Raw genomic sequence first — 23,923 nt, 5'->3', positions numbered from 1 at the left:
ATACAAAAGATGATAAAATAGGATATATTAGGATGAAAAAATATGAATATGCAACCAAGTACAAATGTAATGCAAGATGTAAATGGAAAATATTATAAAATTGACCAATTATGGTTAGGTAAAAGAGTGGAAGTTAGTCCACAAGAATTAGATGATTATTGTTATGCTCCACAATCTGGTATAGTAAGAGATACTGATGGGAGAGTAATAAATCTAGTTGAACTTATAATGAAGAGAGCAGAGATAGGTCCTGGTGATTTAGCAGCAATAGAAGCTAAATTAGACTTATTAATTGATACATTGTTCGGAGGTGCTAAGTAATGGGTATACCTCAAGGACGTAAAGGAATTTTAACTAACTTAGAAAATGAAGTTATTGATGCAAGAACTGGATTGTTTGGTTATCCAAATAAAAGTTTAAATGAGAGATTAACTAAAGACTTTGAAGATTTAGCTATCCAAGATAATAAATATGAGTATCTTACTTTTAGTGGTAAGGGGACAATAGACATACCAAATAGTGCAGAAGGTGGAACTAAAGATTTAGTTATTAAAGGTAGAACTGCAATGTTTAAAGATGGGGTAGAAGTATCTGAGTGGCAAGAAGGAGTGACTTTAGTATCTGTTGGAGAGGAAAATAAAATTAGTATTTTAAACAATGAACATTTCGTTCCAATTACGTCTAGTGCAGAGCAAGAAAACAATAAAGTAATTATTAAAAGTTGTAATATGAATATTATTGCACAAGGAGATATGGAGAGTGGAGCATGGGGTATTCAAAATGCAACTCCCGTTGTCGCACCTAATGAAATACGTTGCGTTGATAGATATATAGAATTGCCCAATGGATTTGATTACACAAAAACATATGAATTAATGGTTAATGTAGAGTTTTCATCAAATACTAATATGGGATGCTATAATTCCGACAAGGTACTTACCCCGTACAGTGCTAAAATAACTAACTTTACGAATGGAATTGCAAGAGTAAAATTCGAACCAAATTTAAAGTTTTTTAATTTTAGATGTGTGACTGATGTACTCCCAGCCAAATGGAGATTAATTGAGGACACAAAAGCTTCAAAATATGAACCATATCAAGAGCATAAAGTTGAAGTTCAATTACCTTGCCCCCATAGAGAATGGAATATTTATGAAGGTGAAACTGGTAAATATGAGGAGAATAGTGGACAAAAGATTATAGATGGCACAGAAGGATTTAGCTTATACGTAACAAATGCAGATACTATATCATTTCATTCTAGTGGTGGGGCTATATCTCCAAGTGGGAGAACTGTAAAGGCGATAAGCAATAAACTTTTGTGGAATTCAAAAGACTTCGCAAATACAGAGAGTTTTCACATAAATAAGGGATATTTATACCTTTCAATTCTAAAAAGTAATTTAGAAACACATGATGTAACAGGATTAAAAAAACTGTTGAAAAAATGGAATGATGAAGGAAATCCGTTAAAGATAGTTTATCAATTAGAAACTCCTATAATACACAATATAGAGAAAGTATGTCTTAACACTTACAAAGATAAAACTTATATAACTCAAGAAAATAACATTAAAAGTGAAATGAGTTGTAAAGCAGTTGTTAATGTTCCAAAAACTATTGATAGTATCAGTAAAGAAAATGATAGTTTAAGAAATGAATACACTAACTTAAAAGATAAACAAGTTAGATTAGCTTCTACTCTAAAAATGATGATAGAACCTACTATCATACCAGACGGTGACAATTCAGATTTAGTTGAGATTATAGAAGAGTTAAATAGCATAATAGAATAAGATTGAGGGAGCAATCCCTCTTTCTATTTAAAGGAGGAAAAAGAATGATACCAATTAATAAAAAAGGGATTTTAACTAGTTTAGAGAATGAAGTTATTGAATCAAGAAAAGGAATACTTGGTAGAGATTTCGATAATTTAAAATATAGATTAGATAATGATTTTGAAGATTTATGTGTTAATGATAATAAATATGCTTTTGTCAATAACAAAGGAATTGGACAAGTATCAGTTAAGAATACTGGAGAAGGTGCTACTAAGAATTTAGTTATTAAAGGTAGAACATTGCAGAATATAGCTACTATAAAGAGTGCCAATTTAGATAAAAGTAGAATAGCTGAATTATCTACTTTATATTTAGTTCAAGCTGGTAAAACTTATACCGTTATCTCTAAACTAAAAACTACTGGAAGTGTACCCGTTAGCATATATATTGTTTATGACGGTGGTGGTGAAGGAGAGTACACAAGAGTTGGAAGCTTGAATGAATGTAAAGTAACTATCAAACCAACTAAAAATGGTAAGATTCGTTTTTATTATCCACCAACTGATTATGATGCTGGAAGTAGGTGCTCGTTTGAAGATATAATGGTAATAGAAGGCGACCATATAAACAATCCACCATCTTACTTTGAAGGTATTAAATCTAGTGGTGAAACTAATAATAAAATTGATATTTTATCTAGTGGAAAGAACCTATTTAACAAAATATTAAGCGATTACACAAGTGCAGAGTGGTTAGGCGAAGCAAGGTGCTGTTATTTCAATGTCAAGCCTAATACTAAATACACTTGTTCTACAAACGCTCCAAAACCACCAACAACATCATTGATATTTTTCAACGGACCAAGCTCTGGTAGTAATGGAGTATGGAGTGATAGACCAGTTACAGTAACATCTGACAAAAATGGAAGAGTCTATATAGCTTTAAGAAATAGAAACTATACAGACTCTCAAAAAATGGAGCAGTTTTTTGATGGGACTTATTATATAATGTTTGAAGAAGGAACAATAGCTTCAAGTTATGAACCTTATGTAGAAGATAAAAAGGAAATTTTATTACCAGTTCCACATAGAGGATTGGAAAAAATACAAAATGTTTATAACGGTAACACTGGAGTTTATATAGAGAATATTGAAAAAAGAATATTTAATGGAGAGCAAGGTGGTTGGTATATCGGAGGCAGACAATTTGAAAAATGTTCAACTTTTTATAAAACAGGAATTGGTGATGATGATTTTATTTGTGATAAACTTCCATATGATAGAATGGCATATACAGATAGAAGAGATGTAGAGTGTATAACTTCAAATATTGGTGGAACTGGTGGCTTATTAATTATACAAATAGACCGAACAAAGTTAATTTCAGATGATTCAAATGGATTAAATGATTATTTAAGAAAAAATCCATTGACTATTTATTTAAAAAGAGAACCTAAAACATACAAACTAAAATCAACTTCACTTAACACTTATAAAGATATGACTCATGTAACTCAAGAAGATACAATTTGTGGCGAGATAAGTGCAGATTTTCCAGTTAATCAAAAAGCAGTGTTAGAGGATTTAATGTTTACTAATAAATCTCTTAGAGAAACGAATGAAGCTATAAGAGCAGGAAATGAAACAATAACTAAAGCAATAGGTGTTTTTGCTAAAAAATAAAATAACTATTTCATAAACGAAAGATAAATGGGCGTGGGTTGCTACTTATTATATTAGAGGAGTAGATTTAAATGGACTTTATTAAAATCATTGAGACTTTAGGATTACCTATTGCAATTATAACTTTTTTAGGGTGGTTTATATGGAGCAGTACCAACCAAATGAGGACTGAAAGGCTAGAAAGAGAAGCTCAAGAGAGAGTGGATAGACTAGCTAAAGAGGAAAGAGATAGAGAGGACATGATACGTAGAGAAGCTAAGATGGACAAGAGATTAGAAAGCTTTGATGTCACTCTAAAGAATTTCCAAGGAACTATGAATAAATTTGAGTCAACACTTTCAAACATTGATAAGAGAGTTGAGAGCATTGAGGGAAAGATAAACAAGGGAAGTAAAGTAGTAAAAAAATAAATTGATTTATGGAGGAATATGGTTATGTACAATATTTACACAGATGAGATATACGATAGAGTAAATGAAGAGAGTAAGGAATTACTAGAAGATTATATATTAGAAATGAGGTCACAAAGAAGAAGTGAAAAGACTATAAGTCAATATGTTTTCGATATTAAGAGAATGTATTGTTGGTTAGAAACTAATGCCAAAAATAAAAATGTATTAGATTACAAAAAGAAAATATTTAGAAGATACTTTTTAGATTTAATGGAAAATGGAGCTTCTGGTGCTAGAATAAATAGACAACAGTCTTCAATTAGAGGGCTATTAAATTATGCTTGTCAGAATGATGACGATTATGATGAATATGAAAATAACCCTATGCAATTTATTAAAGGTGTTCCTAAAGAGTCAGTAAGAGAGATTATATTCTTAACAGATAAGGAAATAACTATGTTAATAGATGAGCTAATCAAGAGAAAAAAATATAAACACGCTATGTTAGTTTCTCTAGCTTATGACTCTGGAGCAAGGAAAAATGAACTTGCACAAGTTGATAGAACATCTTTTGAAGGCGATAACCAAACTAATATGGTAATTGGTAAGAGAGCAAAGAAGTTCAAACTTAGATATTTCTCAAAATCGAAGGAAATATATGAAAAATACATCAGAGAAGAAGGAGTAGTTGATGGTCCTTTATTCTATAGTAAAACAAGCAGCAAAAACGAAAGAGAGGAAATAGATAGTGGGAACTTCTACTCTTGGATAGTTTATTGTAGAAAAGTATTATCTGAAATAACTGGAGAAGATATAAAGTTATTCAACGTACATTCGCTCAGACACACGACAGCACAATGTTTGTTTGATGGTACTCATTATTGCTTAGAAGAACTTGGAAGAGATAAGCTTGACTTAAATGAGATAAGATTATTACTTCACCATGAGTCAGTTGAGACAACTCAGGGATATATCAAAAATCAAGATGAAGAATTAGAAAGTGCTTTATTTAGCATATAAAAAAGAGAGGGTTTATCCCTCTCTAATACATATTAAACTATACTATTGATTAATTCCATAAACTTATCTTCATAGAATAATATTTGGGTTTGTTTAGGATTATGTGGGCTTACTTGATTTTCACCATATTCTATTCCTACCAAACTCTTAAATTTCTTTTCTCCTTTATTTGAGTTTCTAGTTTTCTCAACTATAATACCCTTTTCTAGTAGTAACTTGTTTAGTGCTCTTATACTCATTTCTATATTATTTCTTTTTAACAATTCTGTTCCACTTAACAAAGTTCCTTTTGAATCTGTATAAGTTGGAAGTGCAGTTGTAGGTAATTGTTTTGTTTCAAAGAACTTTTTACCTAATAACAATTTTGAATTATCATTAACCTTTAAAATATCCCACATCATATTGTTTAATCTCAGTTCTTCTTCAACAGTTATCTCTTTAGTTTGTATCTTAGCTTGTCCACTTATTTGTTGTTCCATTGAATGAAACTTTTCAATATACTTAGCTGTAAATATTATTCCTTTCTCCCCAGTAGTTTTATGAGCTATCATCTCACAACCTTTTCTAGTTATTTCATAACATTTATACTCTCTTGTCCCTGCTTTATAAGTAGTTTCTATAAAGTATTCTGATAACACAAAATTGTGTTTTCCTAAATTATCAGATATTGTTTCAATTTTTCTTATTACACTATCATGTCTTTCACTCATCATCTCAGCTATTTCTCTTGAATTAATTGTTTCTGTTTTTGTTGTTAAATTTGTCATATACTTCACCATTCCTTTTTTATTTTATAATTATATTATAATACTTATTACAATATTTGTAAACTATACTAAGTAATTTTTCTTATATCTTTTAGCTAATTTTCTTTTAAAATCTATAACTCTATTAGATACATTCTGTCTAGTACAACCCCAACGTTTACTCAATTCTAGTGTAGTGCTATATCCTTTAGAACCCATTAAGTATTTTATCATATCCATTTCTCTTTCGTTCTTTGCATAATCATTGCAAAAACCCATTAATTCATTTTCTATATAATCATCTTCAATATTTACATTATTATCTTTTATATAGTCTTTTAATGGACTCTTGCCATCTTCTGTTGGACAATCTAAACTTGTAGTCATTTTACCATCCACTTTTCTCTTTGAAGCAAACGAATATCTAACTAGCTGAGTCTTACACCCTTTTATATTCCAAATTAAATGTGTAGTGAACAGTGTTTTCTTTTTTATATCATAACTTTCAAATGCTTTAATTAACATTATATAAAACTCTTGTGTTAAATCCTCTTCATCTATTCCAGTGTTCATTGAATAGTTTTTTGCTATAACCTTTATATAATCCCTATATAGCTCATATACCTCTTCTAAGTTCATTAAACTACTTACTATCTTGTTACCTTCTCCTTTTACGCTTAGTGTTCCTTGTTTGTTTTTTCCTACCATTATCTCTTTTCTCATCTCTTCTACCTCCAAAAAAATTACCTATTTACTTTACAATATTATAATATCATATTTCAATAGGCTTGTCTACATTTATTTTATTTTTTTTTCGTTCTTTCTATTACGATTGATTTATACAATTTATCTAATACATCTTCAACTACCATTAACCTTGTTCCTTTATATCCTAGTGATGTTAAAGTTAATTCATCCATATCAACTAATAAATTACTTAAAATTTCTAATTCTTTTTTGCTTAATTCTACTTTCATATTATACCTCTCCTGTGGAACCAAATCCACCCTTTCTTTCTGATTTAATTGGATTATCATCATCTGTTATAAGATACTTTTTAAATATCCCTTGACATACTCTTTCTTGTGCTTCTAGTGTTACTACTTTATCACTTGTATTCCAAAGAGGAAATCCTATATTACCATTATTATCTCCCATAATATAATCTGCATCGATTATACCAGTCATATTACATAGAACTATACCTTTTTTAACTCCTATTGAGCTTCTAACGTGTAACTCTAGTACTTCATCATCTTGCATATAAGCATTAATATCTGTAAACACTAATCTCTTCTCTCCAGGTTGTAGAGTAACTTCTACTGGTATTCTAATATCATAACCAGCACTTCTTTCTGTACCTCTTTGTGGTAACACTATTGGATACCCATTATTCTTTCTACACTCTTCTCTTACTATTCCAAACCCTCTCATTACTTACACCACTCCTCTTTAATTTCTCCTGCTATTCTACATTGTTGCCAAAAATCTGTACTACTTTCTGAATAAGTTAAAAAGCAATATACATCACTACATACATCTCCTGTCCAAATTAAAAAACTACATTCTTTCCACTCTTGTGTATATCTATCCCTAACTTCAACTTTTGTACCTATAGGAACTTTAGACCAATCAATTTCTTTTTCTCTTTCCCATAATAAACTCTTCTTATGAGTATTAACACTATGAAAATAACATATTTCACTATTGTAAACTTTCATTATATCACAACTTTTAAATACCCCAGTTGTTCCACAAGTAAGGTTATCCTGCATATTAGATATACTTAAATAACTAGCTTCGCCAATAAATCTATCTCCTATTAAAACCATATTAGTACCATCTCTCAATTCTACTATCATTCCACTCTTTAAATCACTTTTCTTCATTATTTATACCACCCATCTTTAATTTTTACTGACTCATCTATTCTACAATATTTGTATATCTTATCTAATGCTCCATAGTTATTACACCATTTATCAGCTTGTGTAGCCATAAATTTACATTCTATATCTTCACTATAACTAATAAAATATGCTCTTTCCCAAGTATCATACTTATTATTTTTTACATTAACCTTTACATCTCTAGGTACTTTACTCCAATCTATGTTGTCTATTGTTTTGCAATTAGCTGCTAACTCATATTCCCCATCTAAAACATCTACTAAATCAAAATTTTGCTCCAATAAGTTTCTGTTAATTGGTATGTGATTTATCTTCTTTACTTCTCCACATACATTATACCCTCTTTTAACTACTGTAAATAATACTTCTTTTCCATTTATCTTACCAATAAATTCTTGTCCTTCGTATAAACTACTTAATACCTCTCTTATTTTCATATCACACCTCTTAATTTCTTTTCTAATTTACTTCCATGAACTGCTCTTGAATAATCTAAACAAACCAGTTCTCCATCTCTTACTCCAGTATTAAATCCTACTAGTGCCTCTTCTAAATCAAGTTCACTCTCATATTTATCAAATTTTCTTATATATTCTTTTATCTTGAAGTGCTTTTCTAATTCATCGAATCCAGATATTATTTGTAAATCTAAATCCTCAATACTCTCTTCCCCATAAAGTTCTAAGAATTTGTTTAGTTTTACAATCAAGTTATTTTCCACTATAAACTTGAGTGCAATTCTACCAAACTCTTCTACTCTCTCACAAATTTCAACTTTTGTTACTGAACAATATTTATATACTTTTGTTAATGGAAGCTTGTCCTTAAGTTGGGTATATATATTATACTCTAATTGATTATGGTCAGAGTCATATCTATCAATTTTAGCTACATATTTATCATTTAATTTGTATACTTTTCTTGTACTCCCATCTCCCATAAGTTTAAGCTTGTCCTCTTCTACTAGTTTTAAAATTGTTTCTCCATTCATAATCAACTACCTCCTTAATGACTATAAATATATTATATATAATATTATAAGATATGTCAATACTTTAAATAAAAAAAGTGGAAATAAATCCACTAATTTTTAAACTTCATATAATTCATAATAATCTAATACTGATTCCATTAAACCTAACACTGTTAAAGGACCAGTTGAACCATAACCACCTACTATTTCATTTGACCAACAATTTTCAACTACATCTTCTAAATCAAAATCTCCAACACCATTTATCCCATCAACTTTGTGCATAGAGCAATCTATTATTAATTGACACATTGATAAATCATCACTATTAAATATTTTTCTTTGCCCACAGCCAGTTATTATTATGTCAGCATTTTTCATCAATCTTTTTAACTCATTTTTGTTTGTTTTTGAATGAGCAATAGTGACAGTAGCATTTTTCTTTAGTAGTTTATGGAATAAAGGCATACCTATTAACTCACTTCTATTTACTATTAATACATTATACCCTTCCAAAGTTTCTTCACAAAAACACTCATCTATTATTCTAAGCACTCCTTTAGCTGTTGCTGGAGTAAATGCTCTAATATCGCCTTGTTGCAACCAACCTTGTTGTTGCGAAGTTAATCCATCTACATCAAGTGTTGGGTCTAAATGATTTAATAATTGTTCAAAGTCAACTCCTGGTGTAGGTTTCTGAATAATAACTGGTACAGTTAACTCTTCTAAACTCTCTGTTATACTTGTAGTATGTTTTTCACTCTTCTCTACAAATACTTCTATTCCTAGTTCTTGACCTAATTTAACTTTATTCCCTACATATAGGTTGCTTGGTCCTTCATTGCCAAACTGATATATAACTAATCTTGGATATATTTCTAAAGTATTTAAATGCTCCACTCTTTCTTTTAACTCTTTTTTCCACTCTTCTATTATTGGTCTACAATCTATTTTCATATTACTCTCCTTTATACTTAACAAAATTTATACATTTATCATCTCTGATATTATGCACTCTATTATCTAAGAACTCTTTCATATATTTACAAGTTTTCTTATTTAGTTTACACTCACTACATTGTTCTTTATAGAATTTATTATATGCTTCTTCATTATCAAACATACCCATCTTTTCTATTTTTTTAACAACTACTTCTATTCTAGGATTATCTTTGTCTATAAAACTATTTTGTTCATTAGCTATTAGCCACTGGTCATCTGCATACACTTCACATTTGGTCATTACATCAAACAACACCTTAGTATGGTTATGTGTATCACAACCCTTTCTTTGGAAGTAATATATTAGTTCTGCCACACACCATTCATTCTTTTCAGTTTTTATCCATTGTTGCTCATTCATAGCTTGTACAATTATATCTGTAGCTTCTACTTGGAACTGCTTTGTTTCATTACTAGGAAACGACCTTGGTATCACTTTTCTTCCAACTCTCACACTTCTCCAATCTAAGTAACTATTTACACTTGGAGGAATTGGAACTGTAAATCTTAACTCCATATTTATCACCTCTATTACATTATAGAAAAAAAGAGGTAGTTTGTCCACCTCTTCAACAAATTATTTGTATTTATTTTCAATTAATTCTTTAACTTTATGATACATTTCTTTTTCTTCAATCCCCATAGCCTCAAATGTTACTAGCATAGACCTTACTATATCCTCCATTTTTAACACTGCTTTAACTTCTTCTGATGTTAAGTGGTCTCTAACATTATCTTTCTTATTTAAACCTCTTGACTCTTTTAATTGCTTAGTATTCATTCCAAATACTACTTTATATACTATATTAGTAAAATTACTATAAGCAAATTTGTTAGAAGGTTTAACACAAGTTTGTATTGCATAAGTCATATCTCTTCTAATCACTTTTCCAGTTTTTCTATAATGCAAAAACTCTTCTGTAAGTTGAGACTCTTGTATGAATTTTTCACATTGGATAAAATACTCTCTTATTTCAAATGCTTTATCTGTTCCAGTAACCATACAAATATGTTTAGCCATATCAATAGTTATTTGATAGTCATTAACTTCTTTATAACCACCGTTATTTACAACTATCCTAACTGGGATAATTGCAAAATCCTTATTCTTTTTGAATCTAAATTTGTTCTCTTCTTTAACATACTTTTCAAATATAGCTTCAAAACTTTTTGTTGTTTTAAATTCCAATGCTTTAACTAGTTCCCTAGCACTACATTTACCACTTTCTACTTTAACTAGCTCGTTAATTATCCCTTGTTTCATTACATCAACCTCTCTTTAATTAATATTATACTACTATTATATGGCTTGTACATTTTTAAGTCAACCATTTTTTTACAAAATAATAGTAGTAAAATGGTCATTTTATTATGGACAAGCTATGCTATATATGTTATAATTAGAGTATCAAAACATTAGGGGGAACGAAAATGAACAATTATAAAATATCAAAGCATATGATTGAAAGATACTTATCAAGAATGGAAGGCAAGAGAGATGAGAGTAAGGTTATTAAAAACATAAGGAGTGATTTAAATGTTAAGAAGATAAAGCATATGTACACTTTAGAGAGAGATGGAGAAACAATAATCCATGTATTTACTTCTAACAGCAAAGAATTTAGATTTGTAAGAAAAGAAGATTGTGATATTCTTATGACAATGATAAGATACACTAAACCAAGATATTTAAAAAGAATAGATAAGATAAGAGCATTAAAAGGATTACCACCTTTAGAAATACCTTATCTTGAAACACTTTAGAGAGTAGTAATAACTGCTCTTTTTTTCTGCATAAAAAATAAGACGTTCGCCAAAACGCCTTATTAGTTAGTACGGCTTTATGAAGATAAATTATCGTTTGTACTATATTATAGGAATAATATTAAAATAAAGCAACAAAAAAAGCCGATAAAATCGACTTAATTTGTGTAGGGGAGGTATTTACAAATATAGTTATGAGGTAAGGAGATTCATATGAAATAATTAAAAGTAAACCCTACATTTATATTATATACATTAAACTAATTAATAGCAACTAATTTATGAAAGTTTTTTAAATAAATTTCAAACCTTTTTCTGTATATACTCCAGTATAACAGTTAGCTGGATAATTACCAATAACTTCTTCTCTATTCTCATCTTGTAAGCATAACTCTTTAAAATAAGGGAATTGCTCAAAAGTTTTTAATATTGGTTTCCACTCATCTAATCTATGTCCTTTTCTTTGTCTATATATATTAGCTAATGCCATATAGTTAGTAGTTACGTGAGCTGTTAACTCTATTCCAGAAGGAACATTATATAATATATCTTGGTATAGCTCTTTAGCTTCTGTTGTATTTCTATCTTCCAAGTTATTATATCTCTCTATATCTAGTTTAAGTTGTTCAATAGTAGAACTATATACTCTACCATTTAAACTCTCATCTAAGTTTAACGAGCATATCTTGTGCATTGTTGATTGGCTAGTGATTATTGGAGCAAATATATATCTCTCCCACTCTACCCATAGCTTGTTAGATAATGTTATATCAAAACTAACTAATATTCCTTTTAAGAAATTATTATGCCCACTGCTTGGTTTAGCATTTCCTAATATTAAAGTCATTTTAGTTATGTTATTTTGTACTTTGTTTGTATCAGTTGCCATAGCATACTTTGCAGCTCTAATAGCATTACCCATATTATAAATCATTACTCTATCAATTTTGTTTTTCATTATATTACCACCTTTTTTTATATTCTAATATATTATAGAATTTGGCAAACTTTTGTAAACTAAATCTGTAAAATAGTTTTTTCTTAAAAGGTCATATTTTGTACTTTTAACAATTTACTTTTCTTTACCATTTATTCACGTTTATAAGCTCCAAAATAGGCTCTAAACAACTAATAGCTTAAAAGGTCGTTAGGTGCCCATAAGATAGACTAACCTTATAAGACTTTACTTAGACTTAACAATATAAGAATCTTATGTACTATAAGCAAAAATTTACTAAAAAAGATTGTATTTCTTTTCCTTTTGTGATAATATAAATACATAAAGTTAAGGGGGAATAACAATGAACATTAGATTTTTAAAATTAGATTACACATTAATAACAGATAGGAATATAGATTCTAATCAATTTAGAGTATACACTTACTTATTATCTCTATATAACAAAGATAAGAAGTGTTCTTATCCAGCTCTATCAACAATATCGATAGAATTATCTATAGGAATTACAACTGTTAAGAAAGCTATTAAGCACTTAAGAGACTTAGGCTATTTAGCAATAGAGAAACAAAAATGTAAACTTGGAAACCATAATAAGTACAAGCCTAAGCACATTATCTTAAACAAAACTACTGCAAGTGTTAATGATAAAGTAGATGAGATAAAATCAGAAGAAGAAGTTAAAAGACATAAAGTAGAGCAACATAACAACATAAGATTCTTAAGAAAATATGTTGAAATAGACAGTAATGAAGCTATAAGAGATATGTGTACAAGCTTAAGTTATGAAAATGTAGTTGAAGGGTACAAGCTATTCAAGAGCAAAGTAGAAGGAAAGAAATGGCAAGTTAACTGTTCTTCTAACTTATTCAGAGATATTATACAAGTATATTACAATAAAGGTCAAAGAATACCTTCAAAAGCTTTTAATTTTTACAGAAAATATATGGATAATGTAGCAATGCAACCAAAATAGTTTACAAAATAATGCAAAATGCTTATAATATAAGTATATAATAAAAAACTTAGGGGGAATTAATATGAAAAAAGTTATTTACAAAGGTGAAGAAAGAAGTTTTAATCAGTTGGTGAAAGAAAAAGAATTACCTTATATGGCAATTTATCAAAGAGTGCTAAATGGATGGACTATCGATGAAGCATTTGATACACCAGTAAATGGAGCAGTTAGCAAACAAACTGATAAAGAGTATAAGATTAAAGTAGAAAGAGCTAAGTTATCAGCTACTAAATATGATGAGAACAACCATATAAGACAAACTGGTAGAATACAAAATTTTGTACAAGACTTAAGAGAACAATGGGACAAGCTACCATTATTAGAAGTTAAAAGAAAGACAAATTCATATAAAGCTAAACAAAAGAAAGATGTAATAATGATGTCAGATTTACACTTTGGAGCAGATTTTGTTACACCATTCAATACTTATAATGAGTCAGTATTTTTAGAAAGATTAGAGAGGTTGTTTGAGTACATTGTATTTGAGGAACTTGATGAAATAGTAATAGTAAATACTGGGGATATAATACAAAACATACTGAGAATGACTGATTTAAAAGTTAACCAATTTACAGTTGTAGAATCAGTTATAAAGTTATGCAGATATTTAGGAGAATGGTTAAACAGATTATCTCAATATTGTAAAGTTAAATACTATAATGTAGGAGTTGCTAATCATTCAGAGATACGTTTTCTTAATGCTAAAGCTGGTTCATTTGCTCAAGAGAGTGTAGAGTACATTTTAGTTGCTTACTTAAAAGATGTGTTATCAGAGAATGATAGAGTATTTATTAATGAAGAGTTTATAGAGGATACTGTACAGTTTAAGATATTTGATAAGAACATTATTGCAGTTCATGGACACCAAATATCACAAAAGAAAGCAGATGATGTAATTGGAGCTTATTATCAAAAGTATAACAAAGACTTCCAAACAGTGTTAATGGGACATTATCATAATAGTAACCTTAAAACAGTAGGAGTTAATAAGCACGTTGTTACTTGTGGCTCATTTGTGGGGGTGTGCCCCTACGCTAGGGCTATCAATAAACAATCTAGTCCAGAAGCATTACATTTAGTATTTAGTCCTAACGGTCTTAAAACAATGTCAATAATAGATTTACAATAAGAGGGGTTTATACCTCTCTTGTTTAATATAAAAAGGAAGGTGAGTTAATGTACAAATTTAGTAAAAAAGAAGTATCAGAGATAATTGGAGTAAGTAAAACTACAATGTCTAAAAAAACAGAAGAAGAAATCAAGTTAGAGTTACAAAAGAATTGTTATAAACTTATTAAAATAGAAAAAGAATGGAGAACTATATATTATTATTGTGAGTATGAAGAGTATGAACAAAATACAGATGAACATTTGAAAGAGGTGTTTAAAGTGAGAAATGTTAAGAACTTTAAAACATATACCAAAGAGAAAGTTAAATCTATTGAAGAAGTTGATTTAAGAACTAGAAAAGAGATTTGTAACAAAACAAATACTGCTATAACCACTTCAAAAAACTATGATAAGAAGCTTTTAGAAAACAATGTATTAGAAAAACTTGATGATGTGCTATATATTTGTGTAGAAAGAAAAACAGGAAACAAAGTATTAGTAGATAAAAAAGCTTATAATGAGTTTTGGTACAGAAATAGAGCATTAAGAAATCAGTTAGATATACTAGATAAGAAGTTTTTTGAAAAAGAAATAACAATGAAAGACTTACAATACTTAAGAGAAAATACCATTTATAACTTAGAGAGTGAGTATATGTATTACCAAGTTTCTAAAATAGCTATTAAATACGACAATTACTTATATAAACTTATAATGGAATAATTTATAAGGAACAACTTGTTGACCAAGAAGGTAATATAATAGTGGTCAACAAGGTGAACCTTATAACCACTTATCGAATTCACCCTATTTTTTTAATCTTTTACTGTACTCTAAATGCCAAAATACATTTTGACATTTGTTTCAAGCAGAGCTTTCAACTATATTTTTTAAAATGTTTACAATTTATATAATTATTCCTATAATATAGTATAGCAATTATGGGAGGTAGAAAAAATGCAAAGCAAGATTTTTAAAGGGAAAATTGATGGTGATACTTTACTGGGGTTAGTTAAACAATTAGATTACAATATTACTGATTTAAATGGTAGAATGGAATTTATAAGAAAGTTGTTAAATGGGACAAACTTCTTTGATGTGTATTTTGCAGAATATTATAAATCTGAACTTAATATGAGTGATGCTTTATCTGAAAACAACAATATCTGTAAAGGGCTTGAGAGTCTAGCTACTTATATCTTAAATTCAGAGGAAGTTAAGTTAGAGAAAAAGAATAAAGAAACTCAATATGTTTTCTATAGAACACCAGCTTATTTTAATTCTGAGCTAAAAAGAGAGTTATCTATTAACCAATATGAAAACTTAGGTAATGGAGTAGGAAATGAAATAGGATTAGATGTAATACACTTTCTAAGAAATGGTGAAGAAAAAAATGTTAAATACCATAAGAAAGATGATATATACTCAAAAGACTTAGTTGGAGATAGTGAGATGAGTAAAGTGTTAAGAGAGTATCAAGTGCTACTTGATGTTATTAATCACAAACTTATTAATAGAGAATTTACTGGAGAAAGATTTAAACTTACAACAGCTAAGAGCTTAATTAAAAAAGATATGCTAGATACAAAAAGAATATATAAAGGTACTATTAATATGAAACTTGACGGTTTTAAAGAGAGTACAGATTATAATTTACTTGAAAAAATAGACTTAGGTAATGAGTTACACGTACTTCATTGTTTAAAATATGCTAGTGAATCTATGGAAGACGATAAAGATTTTACTATTATAATGTATGACTTACAGCAATATATAAATAGATGTAAGTTAAGTGAAATTGAATTAGAAATACTAGAGCTATGGAAATTAGGGCATAGCAAAACAAAGATTGGAGAAATGTTAGATAGGTCAAACTCAAAAGAAGAAGACGAAAAGAAGAGAATAGAAAGAAACAAGGTTTATGTTATTAGAACTCTAAAGAGTATCTCTAAGAGGGTAGCAAGTCTTGTAACAGCATTAGGAGGTTATTAATGCAGAAAATATTAGAAAGAATTATATTAATTGTGGTGTTAATAATAACACAATGTTTTAGGATATTTTGTTGTTGGGCTATAACTTTTGCACTGAATAAGATGTTCGATTATGGATTTAGTTTTGAAATACAAATTATATTAGCACTTATAATTAATAACTTATTAATAGTCTATGACACTGTAAAAGGAGTAGATAGGTTAATGGAAATAAATATAACTAGAAAGTAAGAGTAGTAAATTCTACTCTTTTTTCTTTTAAAAAAATGTAGACAAACTATATAGAGTATGATATTATAATATTAAGGTAATTGTTACCAAATATAATAAAGAGGTGTTAAGATGAAAGAGTTAATCAGAATTAAAGAAGAAAATGGAAAGAAGTTAGTAAGTGCTAAGGAATTATATTTAGGATTAGGTATGGATAAATCAAATTGGAAGAAATGGTATGTTAAAAATATAGAAAACAACGATTTCTTCACTGAAAATGATAGTTGGGTAGGGTTCGTACTTATGACGAACGGTAATGAAACTAAGGATTTTGCTATAAATTTAGAGTTTGCAAAACATTTAGCTATGATGTCAAGAACTGAAAAATCACACGAGTATAGAAATTACTTTATAGAGTGTGAAAAACAGTTGATAGAGGTTCAGAATAAAGCTCAATTACTTTTAGATATTTATAATGGTGGACAAGCTGGAATAATAGCAAGTGCTAAGTTAACAGAAATAGAAGTAGCAGAGCAAACAAAAGAGTTGGTAGGAACAATCGAAGAACAAGCTCCAAAGGTAGAAGTTTATGATAAGTTTATAGAAACAGATGGAACTTACACTATAACTAACGCTGCTAAAAAATTAGGAGTACAACCAAGAAAAATATTATTCCCATATTTATTAGAGAAGAAATTGTTGGTTACTGGAAACGTACCTTCAAGTTATGCTATAAAACAAAACTTAATGGTAATAAAAGATGTTCCATTCACTAATAGAAGTAATAAAACAGAATTCAACCAACAAGCTAGAATAACAATAACTGGTATAGAATACTTGTTAAAAAACTTAGTTAATAAATCAAAAAAACTTTCATAAAAGTGTTGACAAATATTTAAATAAAGCTTATAATATAAGAGTAGACAACAGTCGAAAGACTTTAAATTAGGAGGAAATATGGAGATTAAACAATTAAACAACAAAGCAACAATAGTGGGTACAGTTAAAAAGAACGAAATGAAAATAGTTAAGTATACTCAAACAAAAGATGGACAAACTGCTGAAAGAGAAAAGATAATGGGTAACTTATTATTAGAAGTTAAAGATGGAAATAAAGTAAACTCAATAAGAGTTAATATATTCTGTTATGATGGAAACAAAGTATTTACGGGATTAAAAACAGTAAAAGAAACAGTAACACCAGGAATGAGAGTATCTGTAGAAGGTTCAGTAGGTGTTAATAGATATAAAAATAAAAGTGGACAACTTATGATAATAAATACAATTGATGGTAAATTCATTCATAGATTAACTGAGCTAGATGATAAGCAAGATGTAGCTAGAATAGATTTAGAAGCTTATATAGAAGGGTTTGAAGAAAAGAACAATGAAATGGGATTACCTACTGGAGAAGCAACATTAAAAGCTCTTTCTTCTGGATATAAAGGAAGACCGATAGAGATTGTAAACTGTTTTGTAGATAAAGAGTCTTTACCAACTGCAAAAAATATAATGTATGCTGGTAGTACAATGATTATAACAATGAAGATAAACAACTATATGATAGTAGAAGAGAAACAAGAAGAAGTAAGTGCTCTAGGGTTTGGAGTTCAACCTAAATCTTTTGACTCTGTTAAGAAAGAGTTTGTTAACAACTATCAATTAGTAGGTTGTCAACAGATTCCTAATATGGAAAGACACTTAAGACAAGAAGAAGTACAAGAGTTAAAGAGAAATATACAAGTAGCTAATGCTTCTGCAATGACTAAAACAGTACAAGCTACTAAACCAACACAAGGAGCACCTAGTCAAGAAGCTCCAAAACAAACTACATTCGGTGGAGCAACAAGTGGTTTTGATACACAACCAAGCTTTACACCAGTAAATGATGACGATATGCCATTCTAATAATGAGAGGGATTAAGTTCCCTCTACATTATACTTTTAAATTGTGAAGTAAAGGAGAGAAAGAAGTGAGAAGTTATTTAGATATAATTATAGATTTAAAAGATGGTAAAGAAGTTAGTAAACAAGAATTAGGGATTGCCTTATTATTTGCTAATGACCAGTTATTTTTTGAAAAAAGAGATATAGAAAGATTACTAAAGGATACAAAAACTAATCCAATGATATTAAAAATGATTGAAGAAAACAGAGAAGTGAGATTTCAAGCTAGAAAAGCACCAATGGAGAAATGGTTTAAGAGTATTCCAATAATTAAATAAGAGGGTGATAAATGTGAAAAAGCTAATTGAATATGGAAATATAATTTTTAATATAGTGATTAAAATTTTTGGAGTTGGTGCATTTATATTAGGATTAATATCATTGTTCAGCAACGAAGATGTTATAGTAACAACAACATTTAAGCCTTTATGGTTAATAATATTTGGTATCTGGTTAGCTTGTGGAGAAGTTAAGTTTGGTACACATTTCAAATAAAATAAGAAATTTATAGGGGGAATTTATATGACAAAATTAACAGTAGTTGCAATAGATGGGACAGAATATTCAGAGGTTTTTCCTTATTCTAAACAAGAAGTATATGAGTATATTGATTTAGCAGAAGAGGATGGACACATACTGATTAACGTAGATGGGGAAGAAGTGTTTGTGAATGTGAATTTTATAGTTTCATATCACGTAGAAGATGCAGGAGAAATTGTTGAAGATGAGTTTGATGAAGAACTATGTAAAGAGTGCATAGATTACAAAGAGTGTTTAAAAGAAGAGATAGAAAGATTAACTTCAATATATATGAACAAGTAAATAAATAATAGGTTAGCTGTAATCCTCAATATAGCTTAGGGAGATTTTAATATGATTAATTTAATGGATATACAACCACAAAAAATGGATTCAAATATAGAGAACTACTCAATGCTACTATACGGAAAGTCAAAGGTAGGTAAAGCCCAACCAGTTGATACTGTTATTCCTACACCAAATGGTGAAATGAAATTTGGGGATTTAAAAATAGGGGATAAGGTTTATGACAGAATGGGGAAACCTACAAAAGTAACAGGAATTTTTCCACAAGGAGTAATTGATAATTATAAAGTTACTCTGTGCGATGGAAGAGAATTTTTCTGCAATGAAGAGCACATAATACCTTATATAAATTTAGACAGAAGAAATATTTGCAACAAAACTCTTAAAGAAATGATGGTAGATTATAAAGTTGTAACACAGTACAAAGGTAAAGAAATAACTAAACACAAATACAGAGTGCCTTTAAATGAAGCTATCTATAAAGAGGAAAAAGAGTATAAAATATCACCATACGCTTTAGGTTTGTTAATTGGAGATGGATGTCTAACTATGGATGAGAGTTGTATAAATTTCTCAAATGATGAAGAGGATTTAGTTGCTAAACTATCTGATGAATTGGATATAGTTTTTAGATGGCACTCAGAACATAACTATAATAATGTGGCAAGAGTTAGTTATTCAGAAAAAAATATAAAGATAAAAGATATAAATGAAGAATTAACTAGATTAGAATTAAATAATAAAAAATCTGGGGAAAAATTTATACCAACAGAATATAAAGAAGGTTCAATAGAACAAAGATTAGAATTAATAAGAGGATTAGTTGATACTGATGGAAGTGTAGATTTAAGAAAAAATTCTATAACCTTTACAACAACTTCTGAGAGACTAACAAAAGACTTTTTGGAAGTGTGTAGAAGTTTGGGTATGAATTGTAAAGTTAAGCGTAGAAAAAGAGAAGATAAACCTAGTGAAGAATTTACAATAGTTATTTATAGTCAGTATAAAATCTTTTCAAGTGTTAAACACTCAAAAAGATGGAATAATAGAACGGTTGGGAATAATACTTTTAAATTCAGAGCAAACTCAATAGTAAATATAGAAAAAGTTGGACAAGCAGAAATGATGTGTATCAAGGTTTCAAATTATGAAGAGCTTTATTTAACTAATGATTATATAGTAACTCATAATACAAAATTCTTGCACGATTTATATGGAGAAAGAGCATTATTCTTATTTACAGAAGATAGATTCAAACACTTACATGGAGCAAACGTATTAAGAATTAACAGTTGGTCAGATTACTTAAATGTAATGTCTCAATTACAAATGCCACAAATTAAAGAAAAATTTGATACAATTATAATAGATACACTAGATAACTTAGCAGTTATGTGTGAGCAATTTACTACTGCTAAATGGAATGAAAATACTCTAGGAGAACTTACAACAATCTACGGTAAGGATTGGGCAGATGTTAAGAGATTTTGGAGAGATGGAATACAAATGATACCTAAATTAGGTTATAACTTTGCTTTTGCAGGACATAGTTCAACTCATACATTAAGAGTTCCAATTAACCAATTAACTAAAGAAGCAGCAGAAAGTATTGGAGCAGGAAAAGTTGAGGTTGAAGAGGAAATAGAAGGACAAGGAAAAGTAAAAGTTGAATACTTTGAAGTAGAACAATATGTTCCAGATTTACATCCAAGATATTTAACAGTAGTAGAAAACCAAGTTGATAACATTGTATTTATGAATATTGGTTTAGATGAGAACGGAAACGAAGAAAGATTCTTACACTTAAGAGAAACATTACAATACAGAGCTGGTTGTACGTTTGAGAGTGTAAATCCAATAATTAAATCTAGTGCAGAAAACCTAAGAGAAGAATTAAAGAAAGCAGTAGATAAGATTCCAAACGATAAGAAAGAGTCTAAAGAAAAGGTACAAGTAGTAGAGTTAAACTTCAATGAACTATATGAAGAAGCAAAAGGATTAGCTATTAAGTATAAAGAAGTTGGAAGAGTAGCAGAATATGTATCAATAACAGAAAGTGTTATTGGTGTAGGTAATAAGTTATCTAACTGTACTGAAAAGCAAGTAGATGTAGTTAAATCAGTAGTAGATAAATTAAAAAGAGCATTATAGAAAAAAATATTTAATTAATTTTAAAAGAGGGTTGCACAAACCTTCTTTTTTGTTATAATTAATATATAGAACAAAACAAAATATAAAAAAGAGGTATAACTATGAGAATAATTCAAACATTTAACTGGAAGTTAGCAGATATTACAAACAATCTACAAGAGATAAAGAGTAAATCTTTTACTCATATACAAACTAGCCCGATACAACGTACTAAAGATAATGGAGTGGATTGGTGGTTATTATATCAACCTTGTTCACTAACTATAGGCAATAGTCAAATAGGAAGTAAAGAGGATTTAATTGAGCTATGTAGAGAGTCACATAAGCTAGGATTAAAAGTTATAGTAGATGTTGTCTTAAGACACGTAGGAACTGATAATCTTGACTGTGATAAACCTAATGAAGTAGTTGATAAAGAATTATTACCTTATGTTGTTCAAAGACCAAGGCTATATAATGAGAATAACAGAGCAGAAGTAACTGATAATAGTTGTGGTATGCCTATGCTAGATTATGAGGACCAAGGTTATCAGAAGCTTTGTATTAGGTTCTTAGATGAGTTAGTGGCTTGTGGAGTTGATATGTTCAGATTAGACCAAGCAAAACATTATAGACTTCCTTCTGAGGGAGGTACATTCCTAACAAATGTTATGAGCAAGTATGAGTATATAGGCGAGGTATTGTTTGAAGAGGACCAAGAGATATTAAAACAATACGCTGAACTATGTTATGTTATGAGTATGAACTCACTACAAGATAAGAGTAGAATGGTTTTAAACATAGAAAATCACGATACTTTCTTAAATACTGATGGAGTAGGTTATACAAGGAAAATGAGTGACGAATTGATTATGAGTGAGTATAATATATTATGCAACTATGCAATTAACACTATGTTCTACTGTAGACCTTATAATGATAGTTGGAGAAAAGAGATAATTAAAAATTCAAATAATATGGGTTAAAATTAGTAAAAGAGGTTGCATAATCTCTTTTTTTATATTATAATACTAATATAGTAAGACAAGTTGTAGGAGGTAGTATGAAAAAGAGAGCAATGAAAAAATATATTCCAAAGAACACTGATTATTGTTACGATTGCAAGAATAGAGTAAATTGGAAAATAATACCTAAATATTTAGATTTCTGTGAAAAAGAAATACCAATACAAGTTGAAGCTTTCAGATGTAGATATTGTAGAGTTGATTCTGAAACCGATGCATGTTTTTGGGATGGTATTAAGAGTTGTGGAATAAGTGAGAAAACGTATTAATGACAAATAAAATATGATTTTTATGAATAATACTTTAAAATTATGTAGTAAATAGGAGATATATATGGAGAGAGCTATAGATATAAAGGTTGGAGATTTTATAAAGTCTATATATACAGGGAGAATTTATATAGTGTTTAGTACACCAATTATATTCGGAACTAAAACTGTATATAGTTTAATGAGCATAGATGGAAATGGTAAATATTATGAAAGAGATTCTTTAGAGGAAATACAAAAAGATATATATTTAAATAGAAAAGAACATTATGTTCTAAGAAATCTCAAGTGGATTGGAATAAGTGATTAAAAATAGTTCAAAATACAAATAAAAAGATACTTTTATGGAGGTGGAATATGATTAATAGTATAATAGAGAGAATAATAAACCAACAACAAGGCGAGTTAAACGACTGGATAAGAGAGTGCTTAGTAAAGCACTTGAACTATCCACCTAATCTTACACCTAAGGAGTATGCAGAACTAGCAAGAGAAAGAAAACACCCTATTGAAATTAGAATGGAAAGAACAGAAGAAGGTGTTCTAGGTAGAACAATGTTTATAGTAGCTGATAGAGTGTTAGATGAGTTTGAGTTTGAGATTGATAGATAAAAAGGATATTTTAAGGAGGAGCAGTTATGTTTTATACGTATAACCAAAATAATAGTGAGGGATATTTTATTGTAAATGATGATGTAGCTCATTTTATTATAATAGAGGCTAATAATGAAGACGAGGCTAATGAAAAAATGAAAGCAATAGTTGAAAACTATAGTGATTTTTGCCCATGTTGTGGCGAAAGATGGAGAGATAGGTGTCATAGCAAAAAAAAATACCCTTCAATATGGGGGAAGAATTTATATGAAGAACAAGACTATTTTTATAGGAATGATGAAGCAATAATATATTATTTAGATGGTAAAAAGAGTAGATATAAATTAAAGTAAGAGTGTAAATAAAAATATAATTTTAAGGAGAAAAAGTAAAATGAAAAAAATAAACGCTCTTGAATTAAGAGATATATTAATGGAATATGATTCAGAAGAACTAAGTAGAATGAAAGTGGTTATTGAAATGGGTAGAGAGAGAAGGAATCTGCTTAGTGAAGCTGAATATGTAAATAAAATAGAAGAGTACGAATGTCATTTTAGATTGATTCATGTAAAATAA

Annotated in this window: 34 protein-coding genes; 23 read left to right on the top strand and 11 right to left on the bottom strand. The window is 29.0% G+C overall.

The genetic code is table 11. From position 1 onward, the window contains the following. Positions 1-42 precede the first annotated feature (42 nt). From ACRC28_RS18740 to ACRC28_RS18720, 5 genes are all read left to right on the top strand, one after another. Positions 43-321, top strand: coding sequence for a hypothetical protein (locus ACRC28_RS18740; RefSeq protein WP_438544975.1), 279 nt, complete (start codon positions 43-45; stop codon positions 319-321). Continuing rightward, positions 321-1,796, top strand: coding sequence for a hypothetical protein (locus tag ACRC28_RS18735; RefSeq protein WP_438544974.1), 1,476 nt, complete (start codon positions 321-323; stop codon positions 1,794-1,796). The genes ACRC28_RS18740 and ACRC28_RS18735 overlap by 1 nt, the downstream gene beginning before the upstream one ends. Before the next feature lie 44 nt (positions 1,797-1,840). Beyond that, positions 1,841-3,463: a hypothetical protein gene (locus ACRC28_RS18730; RefSeq protein ID WP_438544973.1), complete on the top strand. Its 1,623-nt coding sequence runs from the start codon at positions 1,841-1,843 to the stop codon at positions 3,461-3,463. Between the two features lie 71 nt (positions 3,464-3,534). Continuing rightward, positions 3,535-3,873, top strand: a complete 339-nt coding sequence (locus tag ACRC28_RS18725; RefSeq protein ID WP_438544972.1) for a hypothetical protein — start codon at positions 3,535-3,537, stop codon at positions 3,871-3,873. A gap of 24 nt (positions 3,874-3,897) precedes the next feature. Next, positions 3,898-4,875, top strand: coding sequence for a tyrosine-type recombinase/integrase (locus ACRC28_RS18720; RefSeq protein ID WP_438544971.1), 978 nt, complete (start codon positions 3,898-3,900; stop codon positions 4,873-4,875). A 32-nt stretch (positions 4,876-4,907) separates the two neighbouring features. Here ACRC28_RS18720 and ACRC28_RS18715 read toward each other — a convergent pair whose 3' ends face one another. The 10 genes from ACRC28_RS18715 to ACRC28_RS18670 form a co-directional block, all read right to left on the bottom strand. Further along, positions 4,908-5,642 (bottom strand): Rha family transcriptional regulator, encoded by a 735-nt coding sequence (locus tag ACRC28_RS18715; protein WP_438544970.1) that lies wholly within the window; start codon positions 5,640-5,642, stop codon positions 4,908-4,910. Positions 5,643-5,705: 63 nt separating this feature from the next. Then, positions 5,706-6,344 carry a sigma factor gene (locus ACRC28_RS18710; RefSeq protein WP_438544969.1) on the bottom strand — a complete coding sequence of 213 codons (639 nt, stop codon included), beginning with the start codon at positions 6,342-6,344 and terminating at the stop codon, positions 5,706-5,708. Positions 6,345-6,424: 80 nt separating this feature from the next. Beyond that, positions 6,425-6,598, bottom strand: coding sequence for a hypothetical protein (locus ACRC28_RS18705; protein WP_438544968.1), 174 nt, complete (start codon positions 6,596-6,598; stop codon positions 6,425-6,427). A 1-nt stretch (position 6,599) separates the two neighbouring features. Beyond that, positions 6,600-7,055 carry a dUTP diphosphatase gene (locus ACRC28_RS18700; protein WP_438544967.1) on the bottom strand — a complete coding sequence of 152 codons (456 nt, stop codon included), beginning with the start codon at positions 7,053-7,055 and terminating at the stop codon, positions 6,600-6,602. Beyond that, complete coding sequence (locus ACRC28_RS18695) at positions 7,055-7,510, bottom strand: hypothetical protein (protein ID WP_438544966.1); 456 nt, start codon at positions 7,508-7,510, stop codon at positions 7,055-7,057. Before ACRC28_RS18695 ends, ACRC28_RS18700 begins: the two co-directional genes overlap by 1 nt. Further along, on the bottom strand, positions 7,510-7,968 hold the full coding sequence (locus ACRC28_RS18690) for a hypothetical protein (RefSeq protein ID WP_438544965.1): 459 nt from the start codon (positions 7,966-7,968) through the stop codon (positions 7,510-7,512). Before ACRC28_RS18690 ends, ACRC28_RS18695 begins: the two co-directional genes overlap by 1 nt. Further along, positions 7,965-8,522, bottom strand: coding sequence for a hypothetical protein (locus ACRC28_RS18685; protein ID WP_438544964.1), 558 nt, complete (start codon positions 8,520-8,522; stop codon positions 7,965-7,967). Before ACRC28_RS18685 ends, ACRC28_RS18690 begins: the two co-directional genes overlap by 4 nt. A 99-nt stretch (positions 8,523-8,621) precedes the next feature. Then, positions 8,622-9,461 (bottom strand): tetrahydrofolate dehydrogenase/cyclohydrolase catalytic domain-containing protein, encoded by an 840-nt coding sequence (locus tag ACRC28_RS18680; RefSeq protein ID WP_438544963.1) that lies wholly within the window; start codon positions 9,459-9,461, stop codon positions 8,622-8,624. Between the two features lies 1 nt (position 9,462). Continuing rightward, positions 9,463-10,023: a RusA family crossover junction endodeoxyribonuclease gene (locus ACRC28_RS18675; protein ID WP_438544962.1), complete on the bottom strand. Its 561-nt coding sequence runs from the start codon at positions 10,021-10,023 to the stop codon at positions 9,463-9,465. A 60-nt stretch (positions 10,024-10,083) separates the two neighbouring features. After that, entirely contained in the window at positions 10,084-10,770 is a 687-nt protein-coding gene (locus tag ACRC28_RS18670) for an antA/AntB antirepressor family protein (RefSeq protein ID WP_438544961.1), read from the bottom strand. A gap of 167 nt (positions 10,771-10,937) precedes the next feature. Between ACRC28_RS18670 and ACRC28_RS18665 the strand changes: the two genes are divergently transcribed. Beyond that, positions 10,938-11,270 carry a hypothetical protein gene (locus ACRC28_RS18665; RefSeq protein WP_438544960.1) on the top strand — a complete coding sequence of 111 codons (333 nt, stop codon included), beginning with the start codon at positions 10,938-10,940 and terminating at the stop codon, positions 11,268-11,270. Between the two features lie 292 nt (positions 11,271-11,562). On the opposite strand, the gene ACRC28_RS18660 is transcribed toward ACRC28_RS18665, so the two are convergent. Beyond that, positions 11,563-12,228, bottom strand: coding sequence for a hypothetical protein (locus tag ACRC28_RS18660; RefSeq protein WP_438544959.1), 666 nt, complete (start codon positions 12,226-12,228; stop codon positions 11,563-11,565). Between the two features lie 343 nt (positions 12,229-12,571). Between ACRC28_RS18660 and ACRC28_RS18655 the strand changes: the two genes are divergently transcribed. The 17 genes from ACRC28_RS18655 to ACRC28_RS18575 all read left to right on the top strand — a co-directional run bounded on the left by ACRC28_RS18655 (position 12,572) and on the right by ACRC28_RS18575 (position 23,923). Further along, positions 12,572-13,204, top strand: coding sequence for a helix-turn-helix domain-containing protein (locus tag ACRC28_RS18655; protein ID WP_438544958.1), 633 nt, complete (start codon positions 12,572-12,574; stop codon positions 13,202-13,204). 64 nt (positions 13,205-13,268) lie between these two features. After that, positions 13,269-14,375: a hypothetical protein gene (locus ACRC28_RS18650; protein ID WP_438544957.1), complete on the top strand. Its 1,107-nt coding sequence runs from the start codon at positions 13,269-13,271 to the stop codon at positions 14,373-14,375. A 47-nt stretch (positions 14,376-14,422) separates the two neighbouring features. After that, the gene (locus ACRC28_RS18645) at positions 14,423-15,079 is read left to right on the top strand and encodes a hypothetical protein (RefSeq protein WP_438544956.1); all 657 of its coding nucleotides are present in this window, start codon (positions 14,423-14,425) and stop codon (positions 15,077-15,079) included. Between the two features lie 234 nt (positions 15,080-15,313). Beyond that, positions 15,314-16,348 carry a hypothetical protein gene (locus ACRC28_RS18640; protein WP_438544955.1) on the top strand — a complete coding sequence of 345 codons (1,035 nt, stop codon included), beginning with the start codon at positions 15,314-15,316 and terminating at the stop codon, positions 16,346-16,348. Continuing rightward, the gene (locus tag ACRC28_RS18635; RefSeq protein WP_438544954.1) at positions 16,348-16,578 is read left to right on the top strand and encodes a hypothetical protein; all 231 of its coding nucleotides are present in this window, start codon (positions 16,348-16,350) and stop codon (positions 16,576-16,578) included. The genes ACRC28_RS18640 and ACRC28_RS18635 overlap by 1 nt, the downstream gene beginning before the upstream one ends. Positions 16,579-16,689: 111 nt before the next feature. Further along, complete coding sequence (locus ACRC28_RS18630; RefSeq protein WP_438544953.1) at positions 16,690-17,436, top strand: phage antirepressor KilAC domain-containing protein; 747 nt, start codon at positions 16,690-16,692, stop codon at positions 17,434-17,436. Positions 17,437-17,514: 78 nt separating this feature from the next. Further along, positions 17,515-18,465, top strand: coding sequence for a hypothetical protein (locus ACRC28_RS18625; protein ID WP_438544952.1), 951 nt, complete (start codon positions 17,515-17,517; stop codon positions 18,463-18,465). Between the two features lie 65 nt (positions 18,466-18,530). Further along, complete coding sequence (locus ACRC28_RS18620) at positions 18,531-18,782, top strand: hypothetical protein (protein WP_438544951.1); 252 nt, start codon at positions 18,531-18,533, stop codon at positions 18,780-18,782. Between the two features lie 13 nt (positions 18,783-18,795). Next, positions 18,796-18,999, top strand: a complete 204-nt coding sequence (locus ACRC28_RS18615; protein ID WP_438544950.1) for a hypothetical protein — start codon at positions 18,796-18,798, stop codon at positions 18,997-18,999. A gap of 27 nt (positions 19,000-19,026) precedes the next feature. Beyond that, entirely contained in the window at positions 19,027-19,326 is a 300-nt protein-coding gene (locus ACRC28_RS18610; RefSeq protein WP_438544949.1) for a hypothetical protein, read from the top strand. A gap of 51 nt (positions 19,327-19,377) precedes the next feature. Next, positions 19,378-21,480: an AAA family ATPase gene (locus tag ACRC28_RS18605; protein ID WP_438544948.1), complete on the top strand. Its 2,103-nt coding sequence runs from the start codon at positions 19,378-19,380 to the stop codon at positions 21,478-21,480. Positions 21,481-21,581: 101 nt separating this feature from the next. Then, positions 21,582-22,445, top strand: coding sequence for an alpha-amylase family glycosyl hydrolase (locus tag ACRC28_RS18600; protein WP_438544947.1), 864 nt, complete (start codon positions 21,582-21,584; stop codon positions 22,443-22,445). Positions 22,446-22,522: 77 nt separating this feature from the next. Beyond that, positions 22,523-22,753, top strand: coding sequence for a hypothetical protein (locus ACRC28_RS18595; protein ID WP_438544946.1), 231 nt, complete (start codon positions 22,523-22,525; stop codon positions 22,751-22,753). Positions 22,754-22,817: 64 nt separating this feature from the next. After that, the gene (locus ACRC28_RS18590) at positions 22,818-23,063 is read left to right on the top strand and encodes a hypothetical protein (protein WP_438544945.1); all 246 of its coding nucleotides are present in this window, start codon (positions 22,818-22,820) and stop codon (positions 23,061-23,063) included. Between the two features lie 47 nt (positions 23,064-23,110). Beyond that, positions 23,111-23,365, top strand: a complete 255-nt coding sequence (locus ACRC28_RS18585; protein ID WP_438544944.1) for a hypothetical protein — start codon at positions 23,111-23,113, stop codon at positions 23,363-23,365. A 26-nt stretch (positions 23,366-23,391) separates the two neighbouring features. Continuing rightward, entirely contained in the window at positions 23,392-23,700 is a 309-nt protein-coding gene (locus ACRC28_RS18580) for a DUF7296 family protein (protein ID WP_438544943.1), read from the top strand. Between the two features lie 40 nt (positions 23,701-23,740). Further along, complete coding sequence (locus ACRC28_RS18575) at positions 23,741-23,923, top strand: hypothetical protein (protein WP_438544942.1); 183 nt, start codon at positions 23,741-23,743, stop codon at positions 23,921-23,923.

Source organism: Clostridium sp., from assembly GCF_051650885.1.
Lineage (GTDB): Bacteria > Bacillota > Clostridia > Clostridiales > Clostridiaceae > Clostridium.
The sequence above is the reverse complement of the archived record's forward strand: the minus strand, read 5'-3'. Positions and strand labels throughout refer to the sequence as shown.

Coding starts and splice junctions, on each gene's coding strand:
- ACRC28_RS18740 (WP_438544975.1), top strand. CDS start 43: ATGAATATGCAACCAAGTACAAATGTAATGCAAGATGTAAATGGAAAA.
- ACRC28_RS18735 (WP_438544974.1), top strand. CDS start 321: ATGGGTATACCTCAAGGACGTAAAGGAATTTTAACTAACTTAGAAAAT.
- ACRC28_RS18730 (WP_438544973.1), top strand. CDS start 1,841: ATGATACCAATTAATAAAAAAGGGATTTTAACTAGTTTAGAGAATGAA.
- ACRC28_RS18725 (WP_438544972.1), top strand. CDS start 3,535: ATGGACTTTATTAAAATCATTGAGACTTTAGGATTACCTATTGCAATT.
- ACRC28_RS18720 (WP_438544971.1), top strand. CDS start 3,898: ATGTACAATATTTACACAGATGAGATATACGATAGAGTAAATGAAGAG.
- ACRC28_RS18715 (WP_438544970.1), bottom strand. CDS start 5,642: ATGACAAATTTAACAACAAAAACAGAAACAATTAATTCAAGAGAAATA.
- ACRC28_RS18710 (WP_438544969.1), bottom strand. CDS start 6,344: ATGAGAAAAGAGATAATGGTAGGAAAAAACAAACAAGGAACACTAAGC.
- ACRC28_RS18705 (WP_438544968.1), bottom strand. CDS start 6,598: ATGAAAGTAGAATTAAGCAAAAAAGAATTAGAAATTTTAAGTAATTTA.
- ACRC28_RS18700 (WP_438544967.1), bottom strand. CDS start 7,055: ATGAGAGGGTTTGGAATAGTAAGAGAAGAGTGTAGAAAGAATAATGGG.
- ACRC28_RS18695 (WP_438544966.1), bottom strand. CDS start 7,510: ATGAAGAAAAGTGATTTAAAGAGTGGAATGATAGTAGAATTGAGAGAT.
- ACRC28_RS18690 (WP_438544965.1), bottom strand. CDS start 7,968: ATGAAAATAAGAGAGGTATTAAGTAGTTTATACGAAGGACAAGAATTT.
- ACRC28_RS18685 (WP_438544964.1), bottom strand. CDS start 8,522: ATGAATGGAGAAACAATTTTAAAACTAGTAGAAGAGGACAAGCTTAAA.
- ACRC28_RS18680 (WP_438544963.1), bottom strand. CDS start 9,461: ATGAAAATAGATTGTAGACCAATAATAGAAGAGTGGAAAAAAGAGTTA.
- ACRC28_RS18675 (WP_438544962.1), bottom strand. CDS start 10,023: ATGGAGTTAAGATTTACAGTTCCAATTCCTCCAAGTGTAAATAGTTAC.
- ACRC28_RS18670 (WP_438544961.1), bottom strand. CDS start 10,770: ATGAAACAAGGGATAATTAACGAGCTAGTTAAAGTAGAAAGTGGTAAA.
- ACRC28_RS18665 (WP_438544960.1), top strand. CDS start 10,938: ATGAACAATTATAAAATATCAAAGCATATGATTGAAAGATACTTATCA.
- ACRC28_RS18660 (WP_438544959.1), bottom strand. CDS start 12,228: ATGAAAAACAAAATTGATAGAGTAATGATTTATAATATGGGTAATGCT.
- ACRC28_RS18655 (WP_438544958.1), top strand. CDS start 12,572: ATGAACATTAGATTTTTAAAATTAGATTACACATTAATAACAGATAGG.
- ACRC28_RS18650 (WP_438544957.1), top strand. CDS start 13,269: ATGAAAAAAGTTATTTACAAAGGTGAAGAAAGAAGTTTTAATCAGTTG.
- ACRC28_RS18645 (WP_438544956.1), top strand. CDS start 14,423: ATGTACAAATTTAGTAAAAAAGAAGTATCAGAGATAATTGGAGTAAGT.
- ACRC28_RS18640 (WP_438544955.1), top strand. CDS start 15,314: ATGCAAAGCAAGATTTTTAAAGGGAAAATTGATGGTGATACTTTACTG.
- ACRC28_RS18635 (WP_438544954.1), top strand. CDS start 16,348: ATGCAGAAAATATTAGAAAGAATTATATTAATTGTGGTGTTAATAATA.
- ACRC28_RS18630 (WP_438544953.1), top strand. CDS start 16,690: ATGAAAGAGTTAATCAGAATTAAAGAAGAAAATGGAAAGAAGTTAGTA.
- ACRC28_RS18625 (WP_438544952.1), top strand. CDS start 17,515: ATGGAGATTAAACAATTAAACAACAAAGCAACAATAGTGGGTACAGTT.
- ACRC28_RS18610 (WP_438544949.1), top strand. CDS start 19,027: ATGACAAAATTAACAGTAGTTGCAATAGATGGGACAGAATATTCAGAG.
- ACRC28_RS18605 (WP_438544948.1), top strand. CDS start 19,378: ATGATTAATTTAATGGATATACAACCACAAAAAATGGATTCAAATATA.
- ACRC28_RS18600 (WP_438544947.1), top strand. CDS start 21,582: ATGAGAATAATTCAAACATTTAACTGGAAGTTAGCAGATATTACAAAC.
- ACRC28_RS18595 (WP_438544946.1), top strand. CDS start 22,523: ATGAAAAAGAGAGCAATGAAAAAATATATTCCAAAGAACACTGATTAT.
- ACRC28_RS18590 (WP_438544945.1), top strand. CDS start 22,818: ATGGAGAGAGCTATAGATATAAAGGTTGGAGATTTTATAAAGTCTATA.
- ACRC28_RS18585 (WP_438544944.1), top strand. CDS start 23,111: ATGATTAATAGTATAATAGAGAGAATAATAAACCAACAACAAGGCGAG.
- ACRC28_RS18580 (WP_438544943.1), top strand. CDS start 23,392: ATGTTTTATACGTATAACCAAAATAATAGTGAGGGATATTTTATTGTA.
- ACRC28_RS18575 (WP_438544942.1), top strand. CDS start 23,741: ATGAAAAAAATAAACGCTCTTGAATTAAGAGATATATTAATGGAATAT.